The sequence below is a fragment of the Aneurinibacillus danicus genome (assembly GCF_007991215.1).
Taxonomy (GTDB): Bacteria; Bacillota; Bacilli; order Aneurinibacillales; family Aneurinibacillaceae; genus Aneurinibacillus; species Aneurinibacillus danicus.
Window position 1 is genome coordinate 1 of the sequence record NZ_BJXX01000174.1, and the last position, 20,460, is coordinate 20,460.

The 20,460-nt window shown below is 46.3% G+C and carries 20 protein-coding genes; 6 read left to right on the plus strand and 14 right to left on the minus strand.

Annotated features, from left to right (window positions below; genetic code table 11):
* Positions 1–136 precede the first annotated feature (136 nt).
* The 3 genes from ADA01nite_RS18435 to ADA01nite_RS18445 form a co-directional block, all read right to left on the minus strand.
* Entirely contained in the window at positions 137–1,702 is a 1,566-nt protein-coding gene (locus tag ADA01nite_RS18435) for an S-layer homology domain-containing protein (RefSeq protein ID WP_170230366.1), read from the minus strand.
* 163 nt (positions 1,703–1,865) lie between these two features.
* Entirely contained in the window at positions 1,866–2,297 is a 432-nt protein-coding gene (locus tag ADA01nite_RS18440; RefSeq protein WP_146811895.1) for a MaoC/PaaZ C-terminal domain-containing protein, read from the minus strand.
* A 12-nt stretch (positions 2,298–2,309) separates the two neighbouring features.
* Complete coding sequence (locus ADA01nite_RS18445) at positions 2,310–2,753, minus strand: MaoC family dehydratase N-terminal domain-containing protein (RefSeq protein WP_146811896.1); 444 nt, start codon at positions 2,751–2,753, stop codon at positions 2,310–2,312.
* Positions 2,754–3,082: 329 nt separating this feature from the next.
* Here ADA01nite_RS18445 and ADA01nite_RS18450 point away from each other — a divergent pair, with 329 nt between their 5' ends.
* The 3 genes from ADA01nite_RS18450 to ADA01nite_RS18460 are packed head-to-tail and all read left to right on the plus strand — an operon-like array spanning position 3,083 to position 6,126.
* The gene (locus tag ADA01nite_RS18450; RefSeq protein ID WP_146811897.1) at positions 3,083–3,799 is read left to right on the plus strand and encodes a response regulator transcription factor; all 717 of its coding nucleotides are present in this window, start codon (positions 3,083–3,085) and stop codon (positions 3,797–3,799) included.
* Positions 3,786–5,201 (plus strand): sensor histidine kinase, encoded by a 1,416-nt coding sequence (locus ADA01nite_RS18455; RefSeq protein ID WP_146811898.1) that lies wholly within the window; start codon positions 3,786–3,788, stop codon positions 5,199–5,201. The genes ADA01nite_RS18450 and ADA01nite_RS18455 overlap by 14 nt, the downstream gene beginning before the upstream one ends.
* Complete coding sequence (locus ADA01nite_RS18460; protein WP_170230367.1) at positions 5,194–6,126, plus strand: FG-GAP repeat domain-containing protein; 933 nt, start codon at positions 5,194–5,196, stop codon at positions 6,124–6,126. The genes ADA01nite_RS18455 and ADA01nite_RS18460 overlap by 8 nt, the downstream gene beginning before the upstream one ends.
* Before the next feature lie 87 nt (positions 6,127–6,213).
* On the opposite strand, the gene ADA01nite_RS18465 is transcribed toward ADA01nite_RS18460, so the two are convergent.
* Together ADA01nite_RS18465 and nadE are read right to left on the minus strand one after the other, a co-directional pair.
* A complete protein-coding gene (locus ADA01nite_RS18465) occupies positions 6,214–7,119 on the minus strand; it encodes a TIGR01777 family oxidoreductase (RefSeq protein ID WP_146811900.1) in 906 nt (301 codons plus the stop codon).
* A gap of 45 nt (positions 7,120–7,164) precedes the next feature.
* A complete protein-coding gene (gene nadE, locus ADA01nite_RS18470; protein WP_146811913.1) occupies positions 7,165–7,983 on the minus strand; it encodes an NAD(+) synthase in 819 nt (272 codons plus the stop codon).
* Between the two features lie 277 nt (positions 7,984–8,260).
* Here nadE and ADA01nite_RS18475 point away from each other — a divergent pair, with 277 nt between their 5' ends.
* Both ADA01nite_RS18475 and ADA01nite_RS18480 read left to right on the plus strand, forming a co-directional pair.
* Positions 8,261–10,315 (plus strand): ATP-dependent DNA helicase, encoded by a 2,055-nt coding sequence (locus tag ADA01nite_RS18475; protein WP_170230368.1) that lies wholly within the window; start codon positions 8,261–8,263, stop codon positions 10,313–10,315.
* Between the two features lie 205 nt (positions 10,316–10,520).
* Positions 10,521–10,799, plus strand: a complete 279-nt coding sequence (locus tag ADA01nite_RS18480; protein ID WP_146811902.1) for a hypothetical protein — start codon at positions 10,521–10,523, stop codon at positions 10,797–10,799.
* Between the two features lie 123 nt (positions 10,800–10,922).
* Here ADA01nite_RS18480 and ADA01nite_RS18485 read toward each other — a convergent pair whose 3' ends face one another.
* From ADA01nite_RS18485 to ADA01nite_RS18525, 9 genes are all read right to left on the minus strand, one after another.
* On the minus strand, positions 10,923–11,912 hold the full coding sequence (locus ADA01nite_RS18485) for an SDR family NAD(P)-dependent oxidoreductase (RefSeq protein WP_146811903.1): 990 nt from the start codon (positions 11,910–11,912) through the stop codon (positions 10,923–10,925).
* A gap of 54 nt (positions 11,913–11,966) precedes the next feature.
* Positions 11,967–12,998, minus strand: coding sequence for a glycosyltransferase family 4 protein (locus ADA01nite_RS18490; protein WP_146811904.1), 1,032 nt, complete (start codon positions 12,996–12,998; stop codon positions 11,967–11,969).
* Positions 12,995–13,711, minus strand: a complete 717-nt coding sequence (locus ADA01nite_RS18495; protein WP_246147415.1) for a glycosyltransferase family 2 protein — start codon at positions 13,709–13,711, stop codon at positions 12,995–12,997. The genes ADA01nite_RS18490 and ADA01nite_RS18495 overlap by 4 nt, the downstream gene beginning before the upstream one ends.
* A complete protein-coding gene (locus tag ADA01nite_RS18500) occupies positions 13,701–14,549 on the minus strand; it encodes an SDR family oxidoreductase (RefSeq protein WP_146811906.1) in 849 nt (282 codons plus the stop codon). The genes ADA01nite_RS18495 and ADA01nite_RS18500 overlap by 11 nt, the downstream gene beginning before the upstream one ends.
* On the minus strand, positions 14,546–15,535 hold the full coding sequence (locus ADA01nite_RS18505) for a polysaccharide biosynthesis protein (RefSeq protein WP_146811907.1): 990 nt from the start codon (positions 15,533–15,535) through the stop codon (positions 14,546–14,548). The genes ADA01nite_RS18500 and ADA01nite_RS18505 overlap by 4 nt, the downstream gene beginning before the upstream one ends.
* Entirely contained in the window at positions 15,528–16,619 is a 1,092-nt protein-coding gene (wecB, locus tag ADA01nite_RS18510) for a non-hydrolyzing UDP-N-acetylglucosamine 2-epimerase (RefSeq protein ID WP_146811908.1), read from the minus strand. Before wecB ends, ADA01nite_RS18505 begins: the two co-directional genes overlap by 8 nt.
* 259 nt (positions 16,620–16,878) lie before the next feature.
* On the minus strand, positions 16,879–17,727 hold the full coding sequence (locus tag ADA01nite_RS18515) for a DUF7164 domain-containing protein (protein WP_146811909.1): 849 nt from the start codon (positions 17,725–17,727) through the stop codon (positions 16,879–16,881).
* Between the two features lie 101 nt (positions 17,728–17,828).
* Entirely contained in the window at positions 17,829–18,170 is a 342-nt protein-coding gene (locus ADA01nite_RS18520) for a DUF1360 domain-containing protein (protein ID WP_146811910.1), read from the minus strand.
* A gap of 60 nt (positions 18,171–18,230) precedes the next feature.
* Positions 18,231–19,526, minus strand: a complete 1,296-nt coding sequence (locus ADA01nite_RS18525) for a hypothetical protein (RefSeq protein WP_146811911.1) — start codon at positions 19,524–19,526, stop codon at positions 18,231–18,233.
* Between the two features lie 186 nt (positions 19,527–19,712).
* On the opposite strand from ADA01nite_RS18525, the gene ADA01nite_RS18530 reads away from it, so the two are divergent.
* On the plus strand, positions 19,713–20,460 hold a 748-nt coding region (locus ADA01nite_RS18530), incomplete at its 3' end, for a glycosyltransferase family 2 protein (RefSeq protein WP_146811912.1).

The window sequence follows — 20,460 nt, forward strand, 5'->3', positions numbered from 1 at the left end:
GCCTTTTTCTACATTAAAATCATCCTCTCGTTCTCTTTTCTCTTTTCCCTCATACCATAAAATTCAGCTGCTCTTCTCCGCATTTTCATATCGGGGTTACCGCTGAAATGCCATGGTCGTTTTGTTAAGCATACCCTCATTCATTTTTTATGGCCGCCCATACTTCATCCGTTTCCGAGCCAATATACCAGAAGGCGACACCAGCCGCGCCCAGCTGTTTTATGGCTCGATATTTCAGGGCGAGAGAATGGCTCTCTTCCAGCCATGCTTTGTACGTAATCTTGTTTTTTCGGTATGTCACACAGTATTGACCCAACCTTTCATCCCAGACAGGCCGTACCCGTGATGCCTGAATGTCCTGGAACATCTCGGACATCGTGACGGATTCCGGCTTCTCCCTGCCATCCACTTCCCTCCAACGCATGGTGTAGAACGGAAGCGCGACCATCAGCCGCTCCCTTGGCACCATTGTCAGCATATGCTGTATGTGATTCTGTACCCAGGGCAGCGAGGCGTTGGAACCCGCCTGTCCTTTTCCTTCCCATGTCTCATTATACGCCATCATGACAATATAGTCGGCGTGACGGGCAAGCGCGGCGAAATCGTACGGATCACTCCAGTCATCCTTTAAATCCGGCGGCACATCGACCGAGACTTTTTTACCACGGGAATGCAGTTCACTCGCCAGTTCTGCGATAAACGCCGTAAAATGCGGCCGATCCGCCGGGTCGATGTTTTCAAAATCAATATTTAGACCGTTCAATTTATACTGTTCTGTATACTCTGTAAGCCTGGTAACAAGCTCGGCCCGCTTCACCGGACTTGCGAGAATCTGATGGGTCAACTCCCGGTCAAACCGGTTTCCGACCAGCGGCCATACTTCACGACGATTCTCCTGTGCCCAGGCGAGAAGCGTGCGGTCCGTGTTATCGTCTGCGCCACCCGATGAAGAAAGGAAATACCAGCGCGGGGACAGTACATTCATGTCACTTGCTTTCTTCGCTCTGGCAATAAATTCGTCCCTTGTTACCATGTAGTGCCAGCCCATCTGCAGCAGCGAAGATGTCTCTTCCCTGAAGTCGGGCTGACGCAAAAATTTAAACAGTAACACGGCCATTTCTTCTCTTGTTAACTGATCGTGCGGGCGAAATTTCCCCTGGCTGCCGACCATCAACCCGCGGGCATACAATTCGGATGCCGCCGAACGGGCCCAGGGTGCGATGGCGCCTGCATCCCGGAACGGAAGTGCTGTGTTTTCGTTTGTTTTTTCCGGCAACGCACGATAAAACAATGCGGCCGCTTCCTGTCTGCTGACCGGGCGCAGCGGCGCAAACTCGTCATTCGTAACCCCGCTGATCAGACTGCGTACTACGCCTGCCTGCACCCAACCGTACGACCATGACCTAGGCGTTACGTCTTTAAACGCGGGGATCATAGCATTGACAGGCTCAAGGTCGAGGGTACGACCCAGCATGGCTGCCATGGCTTCGCGCGTAACCGGCCGGTGCGGACCGTATGTCCGGTTTCCCTCCCCGTGTACAATGCCGCGGGAATGCAGGTCAAGAATGTACGGTTTGGCATAGCTATTTGTAATGTCATCAAACGGGCTGTATATATCAGCGCGAATTTCACTTCGCTGAGTGCAGCCGCCCATGGTGCAGGCAACCGCAAGCAGCGTACAAATCAGAAGAAGTTTTTTCATGGTGTAGGCATCCATTCCCTTTCTAATCCAAATCTACCTTTTTTACTCTAGCGCAAAGTAGTAGAAGATGAATACAAGAAAAGAATGGTAATAGAGAAAGCACATACCCATATAAAACCCCCCGGCAACGGTTTCGCTCCGGGGGGTTCTCTTTGCTATACGGTTACGCGCGCGGCAGCAGCGCTTCGCACGTCCCTTTTACTTTCACTTCGCCTTTTTGGTCCACGGCCTGCACTTTAATCTTAACCCGCGTGCCTTCCTCTGTTTCTTCCTTTCCGGCCAGCTCTCCACGGACAGTAATCTGGTCGCCCGGACGGGTAATCGCCGAGAAGCGGACGCCAAACTTTGTAATGGCCGCACGCGGCACCCAGGTCGTCAGCGCCTGGCCGACAAATCCCATAATAAGCATGCCATGTGCAATGACACCCCCGAGGCCTGCTTCCTGACCCACGCTTTCAATTGTATGTATCGGGTTGAAATCGCCGGACGCACCGGCGAATCTAATGAGCTGCATCCGGGTCACCGGCGGCTTTTCGAGCGCAGGCAGCGCCGTTCCTACTTCAGCGTCTTTGGCTGTAAGCAAATACGGTTTCATGTGCTCTCCTCCTTACGGCATTTTGACCAGCACCTGACGTGCGGTCATTACTTTTTCATTGTTCTGGTTGCGGTAGACGGTCTCCAGCGTGTAGATGGCCATGCCGTTGCGCTTTGCCTTCACGTCGGTTACTTTTGTCTGTGCATGAATCATATCACCTGCATAGACAGGAGCGAAATATTCATATTCCTGCTCGCCGTGCAGCAGCTTCTTCATATCGATTTCAAGCTGCTCCATCAGGTCTTCAAAGCTTGGGCCAGCCCACATATCGATAACTTCCATGAAGGACGGCAGAATGGGAATCGCATCGAAGCCCTCCTCCTTGGCTTTCGTCTCATCTGTATAAATCGGGTTCTCATCGCCTATCGCCAGGGCCAGTTCGCGGATTTTGCCGGCTTCCACCCTGCCGCTGTATGGGGCGAACGTATAGCCTTTTTTATCTTCGGGAGTTGCCACAGTCTCATTCTCCTTTCTTCTTTATCTGTTCGTCTTGTCTATTATACAATAAAATACCATGGCCGGTTAGCCGTAACCCCGACATGAAAACCGCAGGAATGGGCGGCTAACTTTCGCGGTGCAAAGGAAAAAAGAGAAAAGAACGGGGGAATGATTTCGTCGTAATGATTTGGTAACTTCTCTTAACTTGGCAGTAACCCTTTTTTCTTAATAGAGCACTATACTGAAAACAGAATATACACCCTTCCTTTTTCTCCATGACTCACACCACAATATGGAAGGAGGATGATATGATAAAACTATCATAGTACATGGCTACAGGAGGATGTATGTTTGAAAATAATCCCGCCAAAATTTTGCTTATCGAGGATGAACGTTCAATACGTGGCTTTATTACCATTAATCTCAAACGGCACAAGTTTACGGTGATTGAAGCAACCACCGGCGAAGAAGGCTTGCAAAAGGTGAAAACGGAACGGCCCGACCTCGTCCTGCTCGATGTAATGCTCCCCGGCATAGACGGCTTCGACGTCTGCTGCAGTCTCCGCAAAGACTTCCCGCACATCGCTGTCATTATGCTTACGGCGCGGGGAGAAGACATGGATAAGTTAATGGGACTGGAGCTTGGAGCGGACGACTATATCGTCAAGCCGTTCAATCCGCTTGAGCTAACAGCACGGATTCACGCTGTACTCAGGCGCGTGAAGCAGCCGGTATCGAAGCCTAAAAGAAATATGGAATCAGGGCCGTTTCGCCTTGATTTACAGGCACGGCGCTTCTTCAAAAACGAGCAGGAAATCGATGTAACACCCCGCGAGTTCAATATTCTCAAAATGTTTATGACCAATAGTGCCCAGGCGCTCAGCCGGGATGAAATTCTCGATTTATCCTGGGGGACGGATTTTGTCGGGGACCCCAAAACGGTGGATGTCCATATTCGGCGACTGCGGGAAAAAATCGAGGACAATCCGTCCCGTCCCGCTTATATCGAAACGGTTTGGGGATTCGGCTACTGCTGGCGGGGAGAACACCATGCACGGGATTAAACGGCGGCTCGTCGGAAGCTATCTCATCATTATTCTTCTTACTGTTTTCCTGTTTGAAATGCTGATGTTTATTGCGATTCGACAATACTATGTCGGGAATATCCGCGAATCGCTGCAAAGCGCGGCGGAAGTATCCGCCAGCTTTCATAATCAATATTTGACAAATGGAGATTTGCAAGAGCGTGCGGATTATCTTATTCGCACGTTCAGCGAAACGACAAATGCACAGGTGCAGATTTTGGATGCCGCCGGAAAAGTCATAGCTGATTCGACCGGTATGTTCTGGGGGAAAACGATAGACACTGCCGATGTGCGGAACGCGCTAGCCGGCAAACCGGGGGAATGGCGGGGAAATATGCCGGAAACGGGAGAACCTGTGCTATCGATTGCCTATCCCCTTCTGTTCGATACGAAAAATGCTGGCGCTCTGCGGCTCGTCACGTCGCTGGCAGAAGCCGAAGCGGTCATTCAGCGTATCTTTCTCTTTTTGCTGATTGCGGGTATTGCCATTCTTATTATCTCTGTAATTGTAAGCCTTTTGCTGTCCCGAACGATTACCGAACCCGTCCGGCAAATCACAAGAGGGGCGGAAGAAATGGCGGCCGGTAATTTTACGGTGCGCATTCCCAAACAGCACAACGACGAACTCGGTATGCTTAGTGATACGCTTCACTATATGGCAGAAGAAATTATGCGCCATGAGAAAGTGAAGAATCAATTTGTAGCCTCGGTTTCTCACGAACTGCGCACCCCGCTTACCTCGATAAAAGGATGGACAATTACGCTACTAAACGGCACTGTTGAAAACAAGGAACTAAGAGAGGGGCTTGAAATCATCAACAAAGAAACGGACCGGCTTACCGCGATGGTGGAAGAGCTGCTCGATTTCTCGCGTCTGGGGGCAGGAAAAATTACGCTGCGCCCCACTACCTTTCCTCTATATGAGTGGCTTCACCAAATCGTAAAACAGGTTTCGCTTCGTGCCGAACGCCAGAATATTGAGCTAAGCCTGGAAGTCGGAAATTCTATTCGCCTTCTATCAGGCGACCCCGATCGGCTAAAGCAGGTAGTGCTAAATCTTATCGATAACGCTCTAAAGTTCACCCATAGCGGTGGAATCATTAGCATATCTGCCGTTAAGAAACACGAACATATTCTGCTCAGTGTACAGGATAACGGCGAAGGCATTGCCAGCGAGCACCTCCCTTACGTAACCAGGAAATTTTATAAAGCAAACCCGGCAGCCCAGGGCAGCGGGTTAGGGCTTGCCATCTGCAAAGAAATTATCGCCTTGCATGGCGGAACTATGAAAATATCAAGCGCAGCCGGACACGGCACGAAAGTGGATGTCACGCTTCCCCTTTCTACAACTTTAAGAAAGGATGAGATGTCTTATGTATAAAAAAAGAGCATCAATAAACGTATTGGCAATAAGTGTTATGCTTAGCGGGTGCGCTCTTCTCCCGGCTCCCGCAAGTACCATTGGCGCACCGCAATCCGTCTCCGCCGCAAAAGCCGCCGGCACGGAAAGCACCGCAAGCTTTATCCAGAAATTCTTGCCGCCGGGAGCCAGGCTTCTCCCTCCCGAAGAACCTCAAGGATCGGAAGCGGTACAGTTGCAGGATATCAACGGAGATCACGAAGCTGAAATTTTTGTCACGTACCGGAATGGAACAGAAGATAAAACACCCTATGTTATGATGTTGGAAAAAGAGAATAATGAATGGAAGAAAGCCATGGAACACAAAGGACAAGGATACCAGGTCAGCACGGTTCGTTTTGCGGACATAACCGGCGACGGTAAGCCCGAATTCCTTGTCGGCTGGACAATAGGCGCTTCTGCTGGAAACGGACTTGATGTTTTTGCATGGCGCAATGAAACGCTGCAGAAAATCGCGAGCACAGCGTATCATAAGCTCGAAATTCTGCCGAACGGCAAACAAAACATGCTGGCCTTCTGGCAAAAAGATACAGGTGATGCGTATATGGTAGATGTCGTACGCTGGAACGGTTCCGCTTTCGTCTCCGCAAAAGACGCCTATCCCTCTTATTTTAAGAAGGTAGCCGCCTACTATGAAGAAAAAATCAAGGAAATGCCGGACGCGGCTTTTTACTGGTACTATCTTGCCGATGCGCAGCAAAAAGCAAACATGTCCGAACAGGCAATCCAATCGGCAAAAAAGGGCCTCTTCCTTCTTCAATCCGACTATCCAAAGCAGTCTCAGTTTGAAACAATTATCGCTGACTCCCTGGATGATTTAGGTAAGAAAAACGAAGCGCAGAAGATACGAGAAAAAGTTCGCCAATTAGAAGCGAAGGGAAAATAGCCAAAGGAAAGAAGCCTGACATTCCTTCTTTGCCCGAAGAAGGAATGTCAGGCCTTTTCATTCAACAGCTGCTCGCTCATGTGCCAATTACATTTTACTGACGAGATCTTGATTGGCCCGGTCGATATTCGGACAGTGGAACACAAACCCCTGCTCCAGTGCCCGCTTTGGCGTGACATGCTGCCCTTCAAGCAATAATTCCGACATCTCGCCCAGGACAAGGCCGAGCACAAAACCGGGGACGGGCAGCCAGTGCGGACGATGCATCTGACGTGCAAGCGAGCGGCCGAATTCGTTATTGGTGACAGGATTCGGTGCGGTGGCGTTTACCGCTCCTTCTATTGCTTCATTTTCGATGCAGAAGTTGATAAGACGAACGTAGTCAACGATATGAATCCAGGAATGCCACTGGCGTCCGCCGCCCACCCTGCCGCCTGTAAACAGGCGGTACGGAAGCGCCATCTTCGGAAAAGCGCCGCCATCCGCTCCCATTACCAATCCAGTGCGAATCTTGACAAGCCGCGGCGCCGGTATCCGGTCGGCTTCCTCTTCCCATTGCCGGCTGACCTGAGCAAGAAAATCGTCTCCGATTGCTTTGCTGTCTTCATCAAAGCGCGCGGTATCGGACTGGCCGTAAACGCCGATTGCAGATCCGTTGATAACAACCCGGGGCTTCTCTGTCAGCTTCCCAACCGCAGCGGCAATCCTCTGCGTCGTCTCCACCCGTGACAGCAGAATGCTCTGCTTTCGTTCTGCCGTCCAGCGGCCGCTGTTAATAGATTCACCGGCCAGATTAACCAGAGCATCAATGCCTTCAAGCGCCTGCGAATCTTTCGCGATTTCATCCCATGTGGCGCAACTCGCGAATGGAAACTGCTTCTTTACTTTAGTACAGTTGCGGGTAATGACCAGAATGTCATATTTCTTTTTGCGCCAATCTTTTACCAGATGCGTACCGATAAATCCGCTTCCTCCGGCAATCGCGATTCTCATAACCACATCTCCTGACATGCAGAGAGGACCTGTATTTCCTTATGCTTATTTCTTCCACCATCTATCAAACGGAGAAACAGGGGAATGACGCTTGTGGCGTGTTTTCATATATTGTTTCTCCAGCTTCTCCGCCGCGTCTGCGTCGATTTCTTTGCCCTCAAGATAATTGTCGATCTGCTCATACGTAATGCCCAGCGCGGTTTCATCCGGAAGCAGCGGCTTATCGTCTTCTAAATCTGCGGTCGGTACTTTCGTGTATATACGCTCGTCTGCACCCATGTACTTGAGAATTTCGCGACCCTGACGCTTGTTCAACCCATCCAGCGGCACAACATCGCACGCGCCGTCACCATATTTAGTGAAGAAGCCTGTTACTGCTTCCGCGGCATGATCCGTTCCGATGACCAGCAGTTTGTAGTGGGCTCCGATATCATACTGCACTTTCATGCGTTCCCGCGCTTTGATGTTCCCTTTCAGATAATCGGACAGCTTCTCTCCCGTCGCTTCGGTAAACGAATCGTAAGCGGCGTCGACCGCCGGTTTGATGTTGACTGTAATGGTTTTATCGGGCTGAATGAATTCAAGCGCACGCTGCGCGTCTGCTTCGTCTTTTTGTACGCCGTATGGCAAACGCACGGCAATGAACATATAGTCTTTCTTCGTTTCCCTGCGCAATTCTTCAACGGCACGCTGCGCCAGGCGGCCGGCCAGTGTAGAGTCCTGTCCGCCGGAGATGCCAAGTACGTACCCCTGTGCTCCGGAACTGGTTACATATTCTTTTAGGAAGTCAATACGTCTTCTCACTTCGTCAGCCGGTGCGATTTTCGGGTTAACATGTAATTCTTCAATGATTTGCTGCTGCAACTGATGAGCCATAAGTGTATCTCGCATCCTTTCTTTATAAATAATAGCTATTTTTTATTATACCCTTTCTTCTCCCGCATTTGGTTGTCTTGTAAAATTATTTCTTTTTCTTTATTCCCCGATTTGCCGTGTTTGAATAACGATTTCATCCAAAAGGCGAGACGGTACCTTTCTCTGCTCTGGCTGTCTACGATCTTGTGAATGGATTGTCCCGTTTTGCTAGAATCGAAACATACGTTTTGCTATTATGAAGAAAAACCAGGTAAGGATCGAACGTATGACAACGTATTCAAAAACACTGCACAGAATTTTTAAACGAAATGGAATTCTTTCCAATCACCTGTCACAATACCAGCCGCGCCGCGCACAATTCGAGATGGCCAACCTCGTACTGCGCTGTCTAAGACAGGAGAAGCACGGCTTAATCGAGGCAGGGACAGGCACCGGCAAATCATTCGGTTATACGCTGCCCGCTGCCTGGTGGGCGCTCAAAAATGAAAAACGCGTCATTATCTCAACGAATACGATTACATTGCAGCAGCAGCTGCTTGAAAAAGAACTGCCGATGGTACGCAGGGTTCTTCGCGATCTCGATCCTGATCTTGCCGAAGACTTTCGGTACGAGCTGGCCAAGGGACGCGGCAATTACATCTGTAAGCGGCGATTCGATGAACTGCTGAAAGACAGTCTCATAAGAGAAACGACAGACACACCGCTGCTCCGCCGCCTCAAAGAGAAACTTGCGGTTATGAAAAAAGGCGATCGGGATGAAATAGCGCTGCCTCTGCCCCCATCTTTATTTCATGCAATTCAAGGAGACGGCGATGACTGTCTGGGCAAGAATAGCCCTTTCTACAAAGAATGTTTTATCCAAAACGCCCGTAAAAAACTGCAGAATGCGCAGGTCATCATCGTAAACCATGCACTGTTCTTCACCGATTTGATTCTCAGACGCCAGGGCGCCAGCATTCTTCCGGAATACGATGCGGTCATCATGGACGAAGCACACCGCGTGGAAGATCAGGTGACGAAGCAGTACACCTACCATGTCAGCATCGAAGAGGTAAATACACTGTTCAACCGTTTCCTTAAGAAACGGGCCCATTGGGCGCGAGAGCTGGACGCTCCAGACTTACAGCAGCAAGTGGAGGCGATTCGTGTCCGACTTATCACAAAGCTGGTCGAACTGTTTGCTCCGCTTGCGCGTGCGCTCGCCAAACGACCGCAGAACGAATATTTGCTAAAGAAAAGTATTGTGGCAGAAGATGTCTGTAAGCCATTTTTCAAAGAGTGGAAGACGGCGTTCATCGACAAACGCAAAGAACTGGAAGCGGCGGAAGGCGAAGGAGAGACGGTCATCGGCCTCAGCCGCTACATCGCACAGATCGAGCAGATGGAATATATGGTGACACACGTATTGCTGAACCAATCCCCGGATGAATGGGCGACCTGGGTCGCATACGAGGAACCTTCAAAGAATGAACATGCACCGCTGATTCGTGACGATTTTGCCTGGGCTTCCATGCTGCATCTATATTCGGCTCCGATTGACGTAAGCGATCTGCTGCGCGAAGAACTATTCGAGCAGAAGACGGTCATTCTGACGTCCGCAACACTAACGACGCAGGGAGATTTCTCCTTTGTTGCAAGCCGGATGGGAATCAATGAATATGAGACGATGGAGACGCCGAGTCCGTTTCAATACGCTGAACAGGCGGTGTTGCTCGTGCCGGAAGATGTTCCGTCCCCTGTGGAACAGGACTTCGAAGCATTTCTCATCACCACAATGAAGGAGATTGTCGCCTCTACACGCGGACGCACATTCCTGCTATTTACCTCGTACAGCCAAATGAACCGGGTGTATGAGGCAATGAAGCCCTGGCTCGAACAGCACAAGCTTGCGGGCTTGCTGCACGGATCGGATACCTCTCGTGAGCAACTGCTGCAACAGTTCCGCTCAGGCTCCAATCATGTACTGTTCGGCTGCGAGTCATTCTGGGAAGGCGTCGACGTGCCGGGTGATGACCTAATGTGTGTCGTAATTGCCAAACTTCCGTTCCCCGTACCAAGCGATCCGCTTACCCAGGCACGTACCGAGCGCCTGCGCAAACAAGGGCGCGATAGTTTTATGGAGTACATGCTTCCGTTCTCGATTCTGCGCTTAAAACAGGGCTTCGGACGGCTGATCCGCACACGCCGCGACCGGGGCATGGTCGTCATTCTCGATTCGCGCCTGCATACGAAACGATACGGTGCCCAGGTACTCGCAAGCCTGCCACCCGCCCGGCTTGCGCGAAACATAGAGGAATTGCACCGTTTCTTCGCGGGATAACAACAGGAAAAGATGCTGCTATACTTTGTATCCGGGCTTTTCAAATTTCAGTTCCTTCCCCCTATGTTCTGCATATGATGGTATAGAGGGGATAACTGCAGAAGCTTGCCTGCCTGCGCCTTCCCTCCTTCATCCTTCATTTTCTTATGATTTCACCTTCTTTCTGCCGGACATTGCGGCAGGAAGAAGGAATAGGAGGGGCCATATGTGGGTTGTAGAAAATTATCGTCCCTTCCACCCGGTTTACGGACGGGGAAAACGCTATAAAGCCGGCACTAAGTTCATCTGGGAAGTTGCCGACGTGCTGCCGGGCGGGAAAATTATGTTTCGCTTCACAACCATCGACGGGGGGAGCCAGTGCTTAATTACGATGCGGGAGCTGGACCACTTCGTGGAAGTATCTGATGAAGTACTGAAGCAGTTAATGGACGAATACAAAAAAATGCAAAAACGCAAAAAAAATGAAGACCATCTTGAAGAATAGGGACCATTCTCTATTCTTTATTACTTTTTTCTATAAAAATTGTGCCTCAAGCTTTTACAAAAGCGGGGGAGAATCCGGTACGCAACGGGTAAAACTGCCGCCCGGCCCCCCTTCCCAAAAAGATTAACCAAAAATCCCGGCACGCCGTAAAAGTTGTTCGATTTCTGTTTTAGGCATTAAGTTGTGCTGCGAACTGTACTTATGAATTTGAACTCTTGGAAATGATTTATAATGATCGAGAGTAAATTTGGGGGAGGAGGTGGAAAGAGCAATGGCATAATTGTTATCATATTCATAAACAAAAGATTCATCACTTGCAATCAAAGATTCATGAAGCTTCTCACCAGTCCGAATTCCGATTTCTTTAATTTTTAAAGGCTGAGTTGCAAAATGGCGATGCAGCACTTCAGCTAGTTCTATAATGCAACATGCTTTCATATTCATGATAACCACTTCTCCCCCTACGACAATTCCCACGGTATTCATAAGCAATTCAGCTGCATCCGACAGCGCGATAAAAAAACGGGTCATCTCTCTGGACGTCACTGTAATCTCTTTGCCATCAAGCAGTTGTTTTTTAAACAGGGGGATAACGCTTCCCTGTGAGCCTAAGAGATTTCCTGTCCGCACACAGGCGAAGCGTGTAGAATGCTTTGACATATCATTTGCTTTTATAATTAGCTGTTCGCCTAATCGTTTGCTTAATCCATAAACATTGCTAGGAGCCACAGCTTTATCGGTGGACGTATAGATTACTTTCTTTACTCCGTGTTCAATACTGGCCCGAATAACGTTTAGTGTCCCCACCACATTTGTCTCCACCGCTTCCATCGACTGCGCTTCGCATGTGACAACATGCTTTAGAGCGGCAAGATGAAACACATAATCGACACCTTCACATGCGTCATAAAAACTCTGATAATCTTTAATATCGCCCGAAATGAATACGATACATGGATAAGCATTAAAAGTTTGCTGTATTAAATGCTGACTGTTTTTATTGCGGGAGAAGATGCGAATTTCCTTGGGATTTTCCCGGAGCAGCCGTTTCATAAGCTCCTGCCCCCATGAACCCGTACCACCGGTAATTAAAATGGTTTGATTTGAAAACATATCGTCATCTCCATATTTTTTACATTAAAAGAAAAAATTATCATATGAATTTTATTATTTTAGGTACTCAAGCAAAGCTTTTTCAAATGCATTTACGCTGTTCTGCCAGCTCCATTTCTCCGCTTCCTTTTGACCATTCACTGCCAATTGCTGACGCAAAGAGACGTTTTCAATTAACCGGATAATATCGTGACCGAGCCGATTTTCAAATCCATATGAAAGTAAACAGTTCTCTTCATGACGGCAATATTCCATGTTTCCTCCGGCATATGTGGCAACTAAAGCTGCACCGCATTTCATTGCTTCCAGGCCGGGAAGCGGCGCGGCCTCAAAAATGGAGGAAGCAACGAATATATCTGTTTGGTTGTAGATATAACATAATTCAGTGTCATTAGCCGGAGTAAAAAATTTATATTTGGGCGTTTTAGCGAGCATCTGTAGTGCTGGGGATTTATTGTATTCACCAGGGGGACAAATGAGGTTAATTTTAACGGCGGGAAAGCGTGTTTTTATAATATCCAGCTGACTAATGAGATAATCCTGACGACGATGCCATGCCCAACCTCCTTCCGGCATTCTCACAATTGCAGAAACCTGAAGAGGATCATAAGGCTTCCGGAGGTTTAGGTTTCTAAACTCAGGACCAACACCAATCGGGACAATCTTTCCCTTTATTCCGTGATTTAAGAAGATAAGTTCTTGTTGGTATTTAGATAAAACAATAAGTTTATCCGTCACCTGAAAGGTAGGAAAAGAAACGCTTTGTTCCGGCAAAAACATCGGTTCATAGCATAAACTAAAACGTATATGCTTTCCTTTTCCGCTTACGCTTGCCGCCTGGGCGGAAGAAGTTGTTGTATGAAAGTTAGATACAATAGCATCACTGTAAGGGTAATCATTTGCGCCCAGCTCATGTTTATTTGTCCTGATTAACTTCGATTTAATATGACTAAACTCCATTGCACCACTCGCAGGCATTATAATTGTTACATCATGTCCTTTGGCTGCAAGTCCATTCGTTATTTCAACAAGCATTCTCTGAGCTCCACCCTTATTAAGGGTTAGAATGGGAAAGGTTAGTTTCATGGGTTCACTTCCTTTGTAATCAAAGTTACCAAACTCTGCCTATATTTATTACGTACCCATTCATTCTCTTTGATCATACCATTCACATACTTTTTGCTATTCATCGCATCGTGATCCCGACGCAAAACAAGAGGTCTGTTTAAATAGTGAAATTTATATCGCTGAACAACCCGCAACCACATTTCATAATCCTGCGTATACCGCAATGTCTCATTAAAAAGACCCACTTCAGAAAACACACTCATTTTCATCATCACCGTACATCCGTTAATAGGGTTTCCTCTAGTTAAAAAATGATAAAATTGCACATCGCTTGAAAATAAATAGCTTATGGGTTGACTTATTATTTTATTACGCACATCAATCAGGTAATAGTTAGTATAGCTGACCGCTGCATTCATTTTTTCCATAAATGTAAGTTGCTCGTGAACTTTAGTCGGGACGTATAAATCATCTGAGCTTAGCCATGCGAAATAATCACCTGTCGCATTTTTAATTCCCGTATTTAGTGCGCTGCCCGTGCCGCCGTTTTTTTGTTCAATATAACGAATACGTCCGTAATAAGGGCTTATTTTCTCGTTAAACACGATAGAGCCGTCATTTACTACAATTACTTCTATATTAGGGTATGTTTGATGCAGCGCACTTTGAATGGCCTGATCGACATATGGACAGTTGTAGGTGGGAATAATAATAGAAACCTTAGGTAACAAGATAATCGCCGCCTTCCGAATACATCCAAACTTTCAGCTCGATTAGCATCGAAAGATAATCAGGAGGCGTGTATTGGAAGTCATTTCGCGTATTTTTAAGTGTTCGATCTAATACGATAGAGGATTCGGGGATGATCGTAACATCTTCTTTTATGAATACATCTTGTATCAATTCAAGAAGCTTCCATTTAGAAATTTTTTCTGGTGCTATGAGATGATACAATCCACCTACATCATGCCCAATCATTTTTTCGATTGCCTTGGCTAATTCAAGTGTCGTAACCCCATTCCACAGCACTTTTTCATATCCTTTAATCATGCCTTTCTGCTGCAAAAACCATTTAAACAGGCCAATTCCATTTGCCCTGATTTCCGGACCGATAATGGACGTGCGAATGGTCAAATGTTTTGGATGATTGACTTCCCCCAAAGCTTTTGTTCTGGCATACATCGTCGTTCCATCTGTGAAATCATTTTCCGTATAATCCCCTTTTTTCCCCGAAAACACGCAGTCTGTACTTATGTGTATCAGCTTTCCCCCTTGTTTTTCGATTGCCCTGGCCAGGAAACGGGGAAGAAAGCTATTGACGTAAATAGCATCCAAGGGATTTTTGGCAGCCTCTTCATTCAATATTCCAGCACAGTTTATAACAATATGTGGTGACAGGACGTCAAGAACAGTCTGCAGTCTTTCATGATTTCGTACGTCAAGTTCGATTTCGTTTTTATTTCTTTGCTTGCGAGATGTGTAATAGATATCGTATTGAGGCCTTTTTTTGAAGTAGCTAACAATCATATGACCTGCCATACCGTTTCCGCCTATAATTAGCACCTTCACTGGATAAAACCACCTTTAATTAATAGTTGTTTTATCTCCCCTCTGGTCATTAGACATTTATTCGAATGGTATTTTTTCATTTGAACCGGCTTATATTTAGAATAGTGCTCTCTCAAATTGTTAATCTCAACTGTCGGTAGAACGACGTAATATTCGTTATCGTAAATCACCGTATTAAGGCTTTCATATTCCGAAAAGAGAAGTTCGTGCAACTTTTCCCCGGGGCGCATTCCCTGTTCTACAATTTCAACATCTTTTTCTCCCAGTGCTTCAATAAGAACATGAGCAAGATCGATAATTTTGCAGGATGGCATTTTCATGACGAAAATTTCTCCGCCGACGCTTTCGGCCGTTGCTTTAAAAAGAAGTTTAATCGCCTCCTCAAGCGTTAAAAAGAATCTTGTCATATTCATGTCTGTAATGCCTACTTGCTTTTTTTCTTTAATTTGTTTCTTAAACACATGAAGGACACTTCCGTTTGTCCCGAGAACATTTCCTCCCCGTACACAAATAAATTTAGTGTCAGATGTTAGGAGATTAGCATGAATAATAAGCCTCTCACCTATTGCTTTCGTTAATCCATAAAAGTTGGATGGACTGGCCGCTTTATCGGTTGATATATATACAACCTTTTTTACCTTTTTTTCAATGGCTGCCTCGATTACATGCTGTGTTCCTATAACGTTTGTTTTTAATGCTTCATACGGTTGTTCCTCGCAAACCGGAACATGCTTTAAAGCGGCAAGGTGAAAAATATAGTCAACATCCTCACATGTTTTCACAAGCTCATTCTTTTCCTTGATATCCCCGATAATAAATTTCAAATTCCGATTCTCCCCTAAGGCTCTCTTCATGTTGACTTGGCTTGATTCATTTCTGGAAAAAATCCGGATTTCTTTTGGGTTTTGCAAGAGCAGTTGTTTCACTAACTCGTGTCCCCAGGAACCGGTCCCACCGGTAATAAGAATCGTCGCATCTTTAAACACCTCTCTTCCCTCCTAACAACAATTTAATGACTTTGGTTGAAACATCCGGATCGGCATACCCCTCTGGAATTTTCCAATCGGTAGATTGTTGAACCATCGTTTTCACGCAGGTTACTATATTCTCGGCTGTTGTACCCGAAATGATATTGCTTCCGCATTCTACTGTTTCGGGCCGTTCCGTACTGTTTCGGAAGGTAACGGTAGGGACGCGGAACAAGCAGCTTTCCTCCTGAACAGTTCCACTATCTGTCAGTGTACAGAACGCGTTTTTTTCAAGACAGACGAAATCGAAAAAAGAGAAAGGCTCATGAAATTCAAGCAAATCTTTAACGTCCGATTCAATTTCTTTCGTTAATTTTGAACGGGTACGAGGATGGATACTGCAAATGACCCTTTTTTGAAAGGTTTTGGCAACTAAGATCAATCCTTTAAAAATCCCATGCAAATGAGGAGGATCATCTACATTTTCTGCCCGGTGAACGGTCACCAAAAAATAATTCCGTTTTTCCAATCCTAATTTTGTTAAGATAGAGCTTTGGGATATGTTCTCTTTGTAGTGTTCCAGCACCTCATAAATGGGATTTCCAGAAACGATGATTTTATGGACAGGAATGCCTTCCCGTAGTAAGTTTTCTTTACTCCGTGGTGTATAGGGCAGATTTAGACTTGAAATCGCATCGATTACGAGTCGATTTTTCTCTTCCGGTACTCTCAAATCAAAACAACGATTTCCCGCTTCCATATGCACTACCGGAATCCCCATCCTCTCCGCCAGTACAGCGCTTAATGCGCTGTTTGTGTCGCCCAGTACAAGTACTTTCTCCGGCTTTTCCTGCAAAATGATTTTTTCTATCCCCAAAAAAATGGTCGATAACTGTTCCCCGAAGGTTTGTTGGCTCTCCCTAAGTATATAGTCTGGCTTTCGTATCTCGAGATCCTCAAAAAAAATGCCGCTAAGTGAGCGAGTAAAATTTTGACCGGTGTGTACCAAAATATGCTTATCCGCAAACATATCCAATTTTTTTATGATTAAACTTAATCTAATGATTTCAGGTCGGGTACCTAGTATAGTGAGAATCCGCATTTCATTTCTTCCTTTCCATTAGATGCAAATCTAGATGCAAATCGATGCCTCTCCTTATTCTATTTCTCATACCAAAAAATGGTTTGTATCATATAGCTATAAACAAAAAAATGGCTATCACCTAGTGATGAACCACCTCGTAGAAAATAATAATTCAAGATAAATTTTCAACAAACTCTTTTATAATAAAAACTCCTTAACTTGAAGAGAGAAAAGCTCTTCAGCCAAGGAGCGGACATGGTTATTCAGGATGTGTACCTTAACCGAGCCAGGGCATTTCTTTCTTTGATTTTACTGCAATATACATACAATAGTCTCTAACCGTGTTCGTATTTAAAGTATGGATCGGCATATGATCATACGCTCCCGCCGCAAATCGGAATTTAGAAAAGACCTGATCCGTATGCCAGCAATGAATATGGGGATGATTAGAAATCAAGCCGCGGGACGTGCTTTCAATATCTAATTTTCCATAGTCCAGCTGTACATTCCCTACTACGTGGTTTACAGCAATCTCGCAGCTGTACAACAGGGTTACCCCTTCATACCATCCGGGCCATTGTCCGGATCCCGTAGCGAACTCGTGATTAAGAATATACAGTGCGACATGTAAGGTTACGCGGCATACATCCCTTACTACCTTCGGGGGTCCGTAGTGAGTTGACCCTATATTTTCAATCCCCCGGTGTGTAAGCCCCAGAATTCCGGCAACCCGCCTTATATTTCTCCTAACTTCTTCGTTATTTATATAAGCTCCCCGGCCGACTGAATACGCAATGGGGTAGTAAGAATTCCAGGCCGGCGTCATAAATGTATCAACATCCGAACGGAGGATATAATCGTATCCATTCAGAAAATCCGCCTCTTTACCGACCAAACAGCTCACCGAGTTAATGTATTTATAATTTTTCCACTCCGGCCGGCCGCTGACAGGCGGACTTTCTACTTTAACGCAGTCCGACGGAACCTTGTTTAACGCCTCCCGAGTGCCAAATACGACAAGGTCCGTATCTTTCGCCTGAATGTGTTTCAGCGATGTATACAGACACCCGAATTGCAGCATAAGATCACGCTGATTTTCCAGATAGACGACAATGGCTCTACGCATGCCTTTTCTCCTTATTTGATTGTTCATTCAGATTATATATACGGAGTATCAACCAAAAGAATATAGACAGGCAACGGGGTAAAACATCCCTTTGTCAATTTTCAGAACAGTTTTGTCTCAATGATGGCAGCGGCCCCAGCCACTGCTAGTACGATTAAAAGCGGAAACGTCACAGGATAAAGCCAATAAAGGACAACGAGCAGAAGGGACGACCAAATTCCCATGCACCAGTAACAGCTAAGAAGCGAACCGATCCAGTAACGCAGACCGGTCCCTTTCACCTCCATATGACGCACCACCCGCCCGGCTGCATCCTCTTCATACGTAATCGTCAAAAAAGGTTGACGAATAAAAGAAGCGATTTCATCAAACACGATTAAATGGGTAAGTCGAAACGAAGCAAGAATCAAAACCATCAGGTGAATCCATGATATATCAAGCATACACTCTTTTGCCCCCCCTTTTTTATTCATGCAATGTCCGATTCGGCATCAAAAGTTGATTTAAAAAGAAAAGACGATGCGATTATTTGATGCAAACGGGACCTGCCGTTCTTTGAAGTAGACAAAGCCCTCTATGGTTACTGTATTTCCTTCTTCCGGCTTTAGGATGGACAACTGGAAATTATGGAAAGCCTCTATCTTCTCTGGAGCAATTCGGAAATTCTGAACGGGTGCAATCCAATACTCTCCCCGCTCCAGCGCCTCGGCAAACCAGTCTTTCTGCAAATACCTCCACCCTTTTACTCCTCCGTCGGAACTTTGTGTCCCCAGAGTTTCGACCATGTTGGCCGGCAGAATTTGCCCTTGCAGTTTGATGCTGTCCGCCGGAGTGGCTTTCAGGCAAATCACCGGATTATACAAATCTTCTGTACCTGTATTCTTAATATACAAGTTACCTATAACCAGGTACGAACTATCCTCCCTTTCGGACGGGAGAACAGTATAGTCGAAGAATACTTCCGCCTGCATTCGCACCGCCTCAACAACCTCTGTTGATTCTTTCACCTCAATGCGCTCCGCCTCCGGAACATCTGACTCTCCGTCCGCTTCCCGCTCCGGCAGCATCGCTCTCTCCTGTTCTCCCAGTTGGACCGCGAAAACAGAAGAGTCCTGACTCTTGCGAGTTCCATATATAAATTCATCAAGCGCGTGTAACGGAAGGCAGGAGAACGGAGAAATTTGCCGGGAATCATGAAAATAAAACAGGATACCTGAAGCGAGTGTTATGGCAATGTCTTCGATTAAGAAAACGAACGGTGACGCCTGGTCCAGATTCGGAAGCCGACACTGCAATTTAAGCAGCGGTATATTCAATCCCATTTCTGTATGCCTCTTAGCCACAAATTCCATTTCCTCATTCTGTAATTTCTCCCTAAGATAATCAAGCAACTTTTTATTATTTATATTCCAATCATAATCCAGTGCAATTTTCGGTTTTTTTACGGAATCGTCTTCTAGAAAGGCAAGACGAATATACAGGTCTCCGTAACTTGGTGTAAGCGTATGATCGTACAGCAATGTAATATCGGCACCGGAATCGGACAGAAATTCTTTTGTTTTTTTCATTACCTCATGTTCATATCTGTTGTCCTTTTTCGACGATATCTCAAGCTCATTCAGGCCTGAGGCCAGGTAAATCTTGATTCCTGTCAAACCTGGATTCAAGTAAAGGGTTCTCTCCTCTGCCTTCCATCGCACCTGTAATCCGTTTTGTTCGCATAACAGACGAAAAGCAGGAAGAGAAGTATAGGGGATTTCCCCCCTCGTATCACCGTTATAGTGCACTTGTATTTTCATTTGTCTCCTCCCCGTACTCGTTCTCTACTTGAGTTTGCGTTCATTTTATGAACTCCGAACCCAAAGCGTGTAAGAAAAGGTGCCTATTTTTAATGATTTGCCCATAGGCAGTACGAATTTGTAAACCAGCACCCTAATTTTCCATATAATGCGGATAATAAAACCCTATCAGAAAGGAGTAACCCAATGCTGAAGCCTTTGGTCTCACTAGTCATTCCGGCCAAAAACGAAGGGCAGCATGTACGGAACACAATCGTATCCGCTCTCAAGGTAAAAACGGACTGTCCATTTGAGATTATTATTGTCGATGATGCCTCGAATGACGGCTGCTGTAGTTCCCTTGCCTCTCTAGGAATTCCCGGACAAATCAAAGTAATCCGTACACAAGGCGTAGGAGCTGCCATGGCCAGAAACATCGGTGCAGAAGCTGCTGCAGGAAGCTTCCTTATCTTTTGCGATGCCCACCTGTTCTTTGAAGATTGGTGGATTGACCGTCTGCTCGCCCCAATTCGCAGTGGGGAGGCCGATGCGACAAATCCGGGTATTGGGGACACGGCCAATCCGAGCAATGTAGGGTATGGATACAGCTGGAATGCCAATTTGGAACCCAGATGGAATACCGGACGACAAACCCTTTTTCCTTCCGCTCACCTTGCCGGAGGATGTCTGGCCATTTCTAGAAACGCATTTTTTGATATCAATGGATTTGAAAGAGGATTTAAAGTCTGGGGACGCGAAGATGAGGAAATTTCCTTTAAGCTATGGGTGTTCGGCTACAAATGCTATGTAGAACCACAAGTGAAAATCCTGCACGTATTCCGCCCTTCTTCTCCTCCATTTCAATTAACATGGGACCATATCAATTACAATCTTATGCGCATGGCCTATAGCCATTTCAAGGAGGAGCGAATTGAAAAATGCAAGAAATTAATTA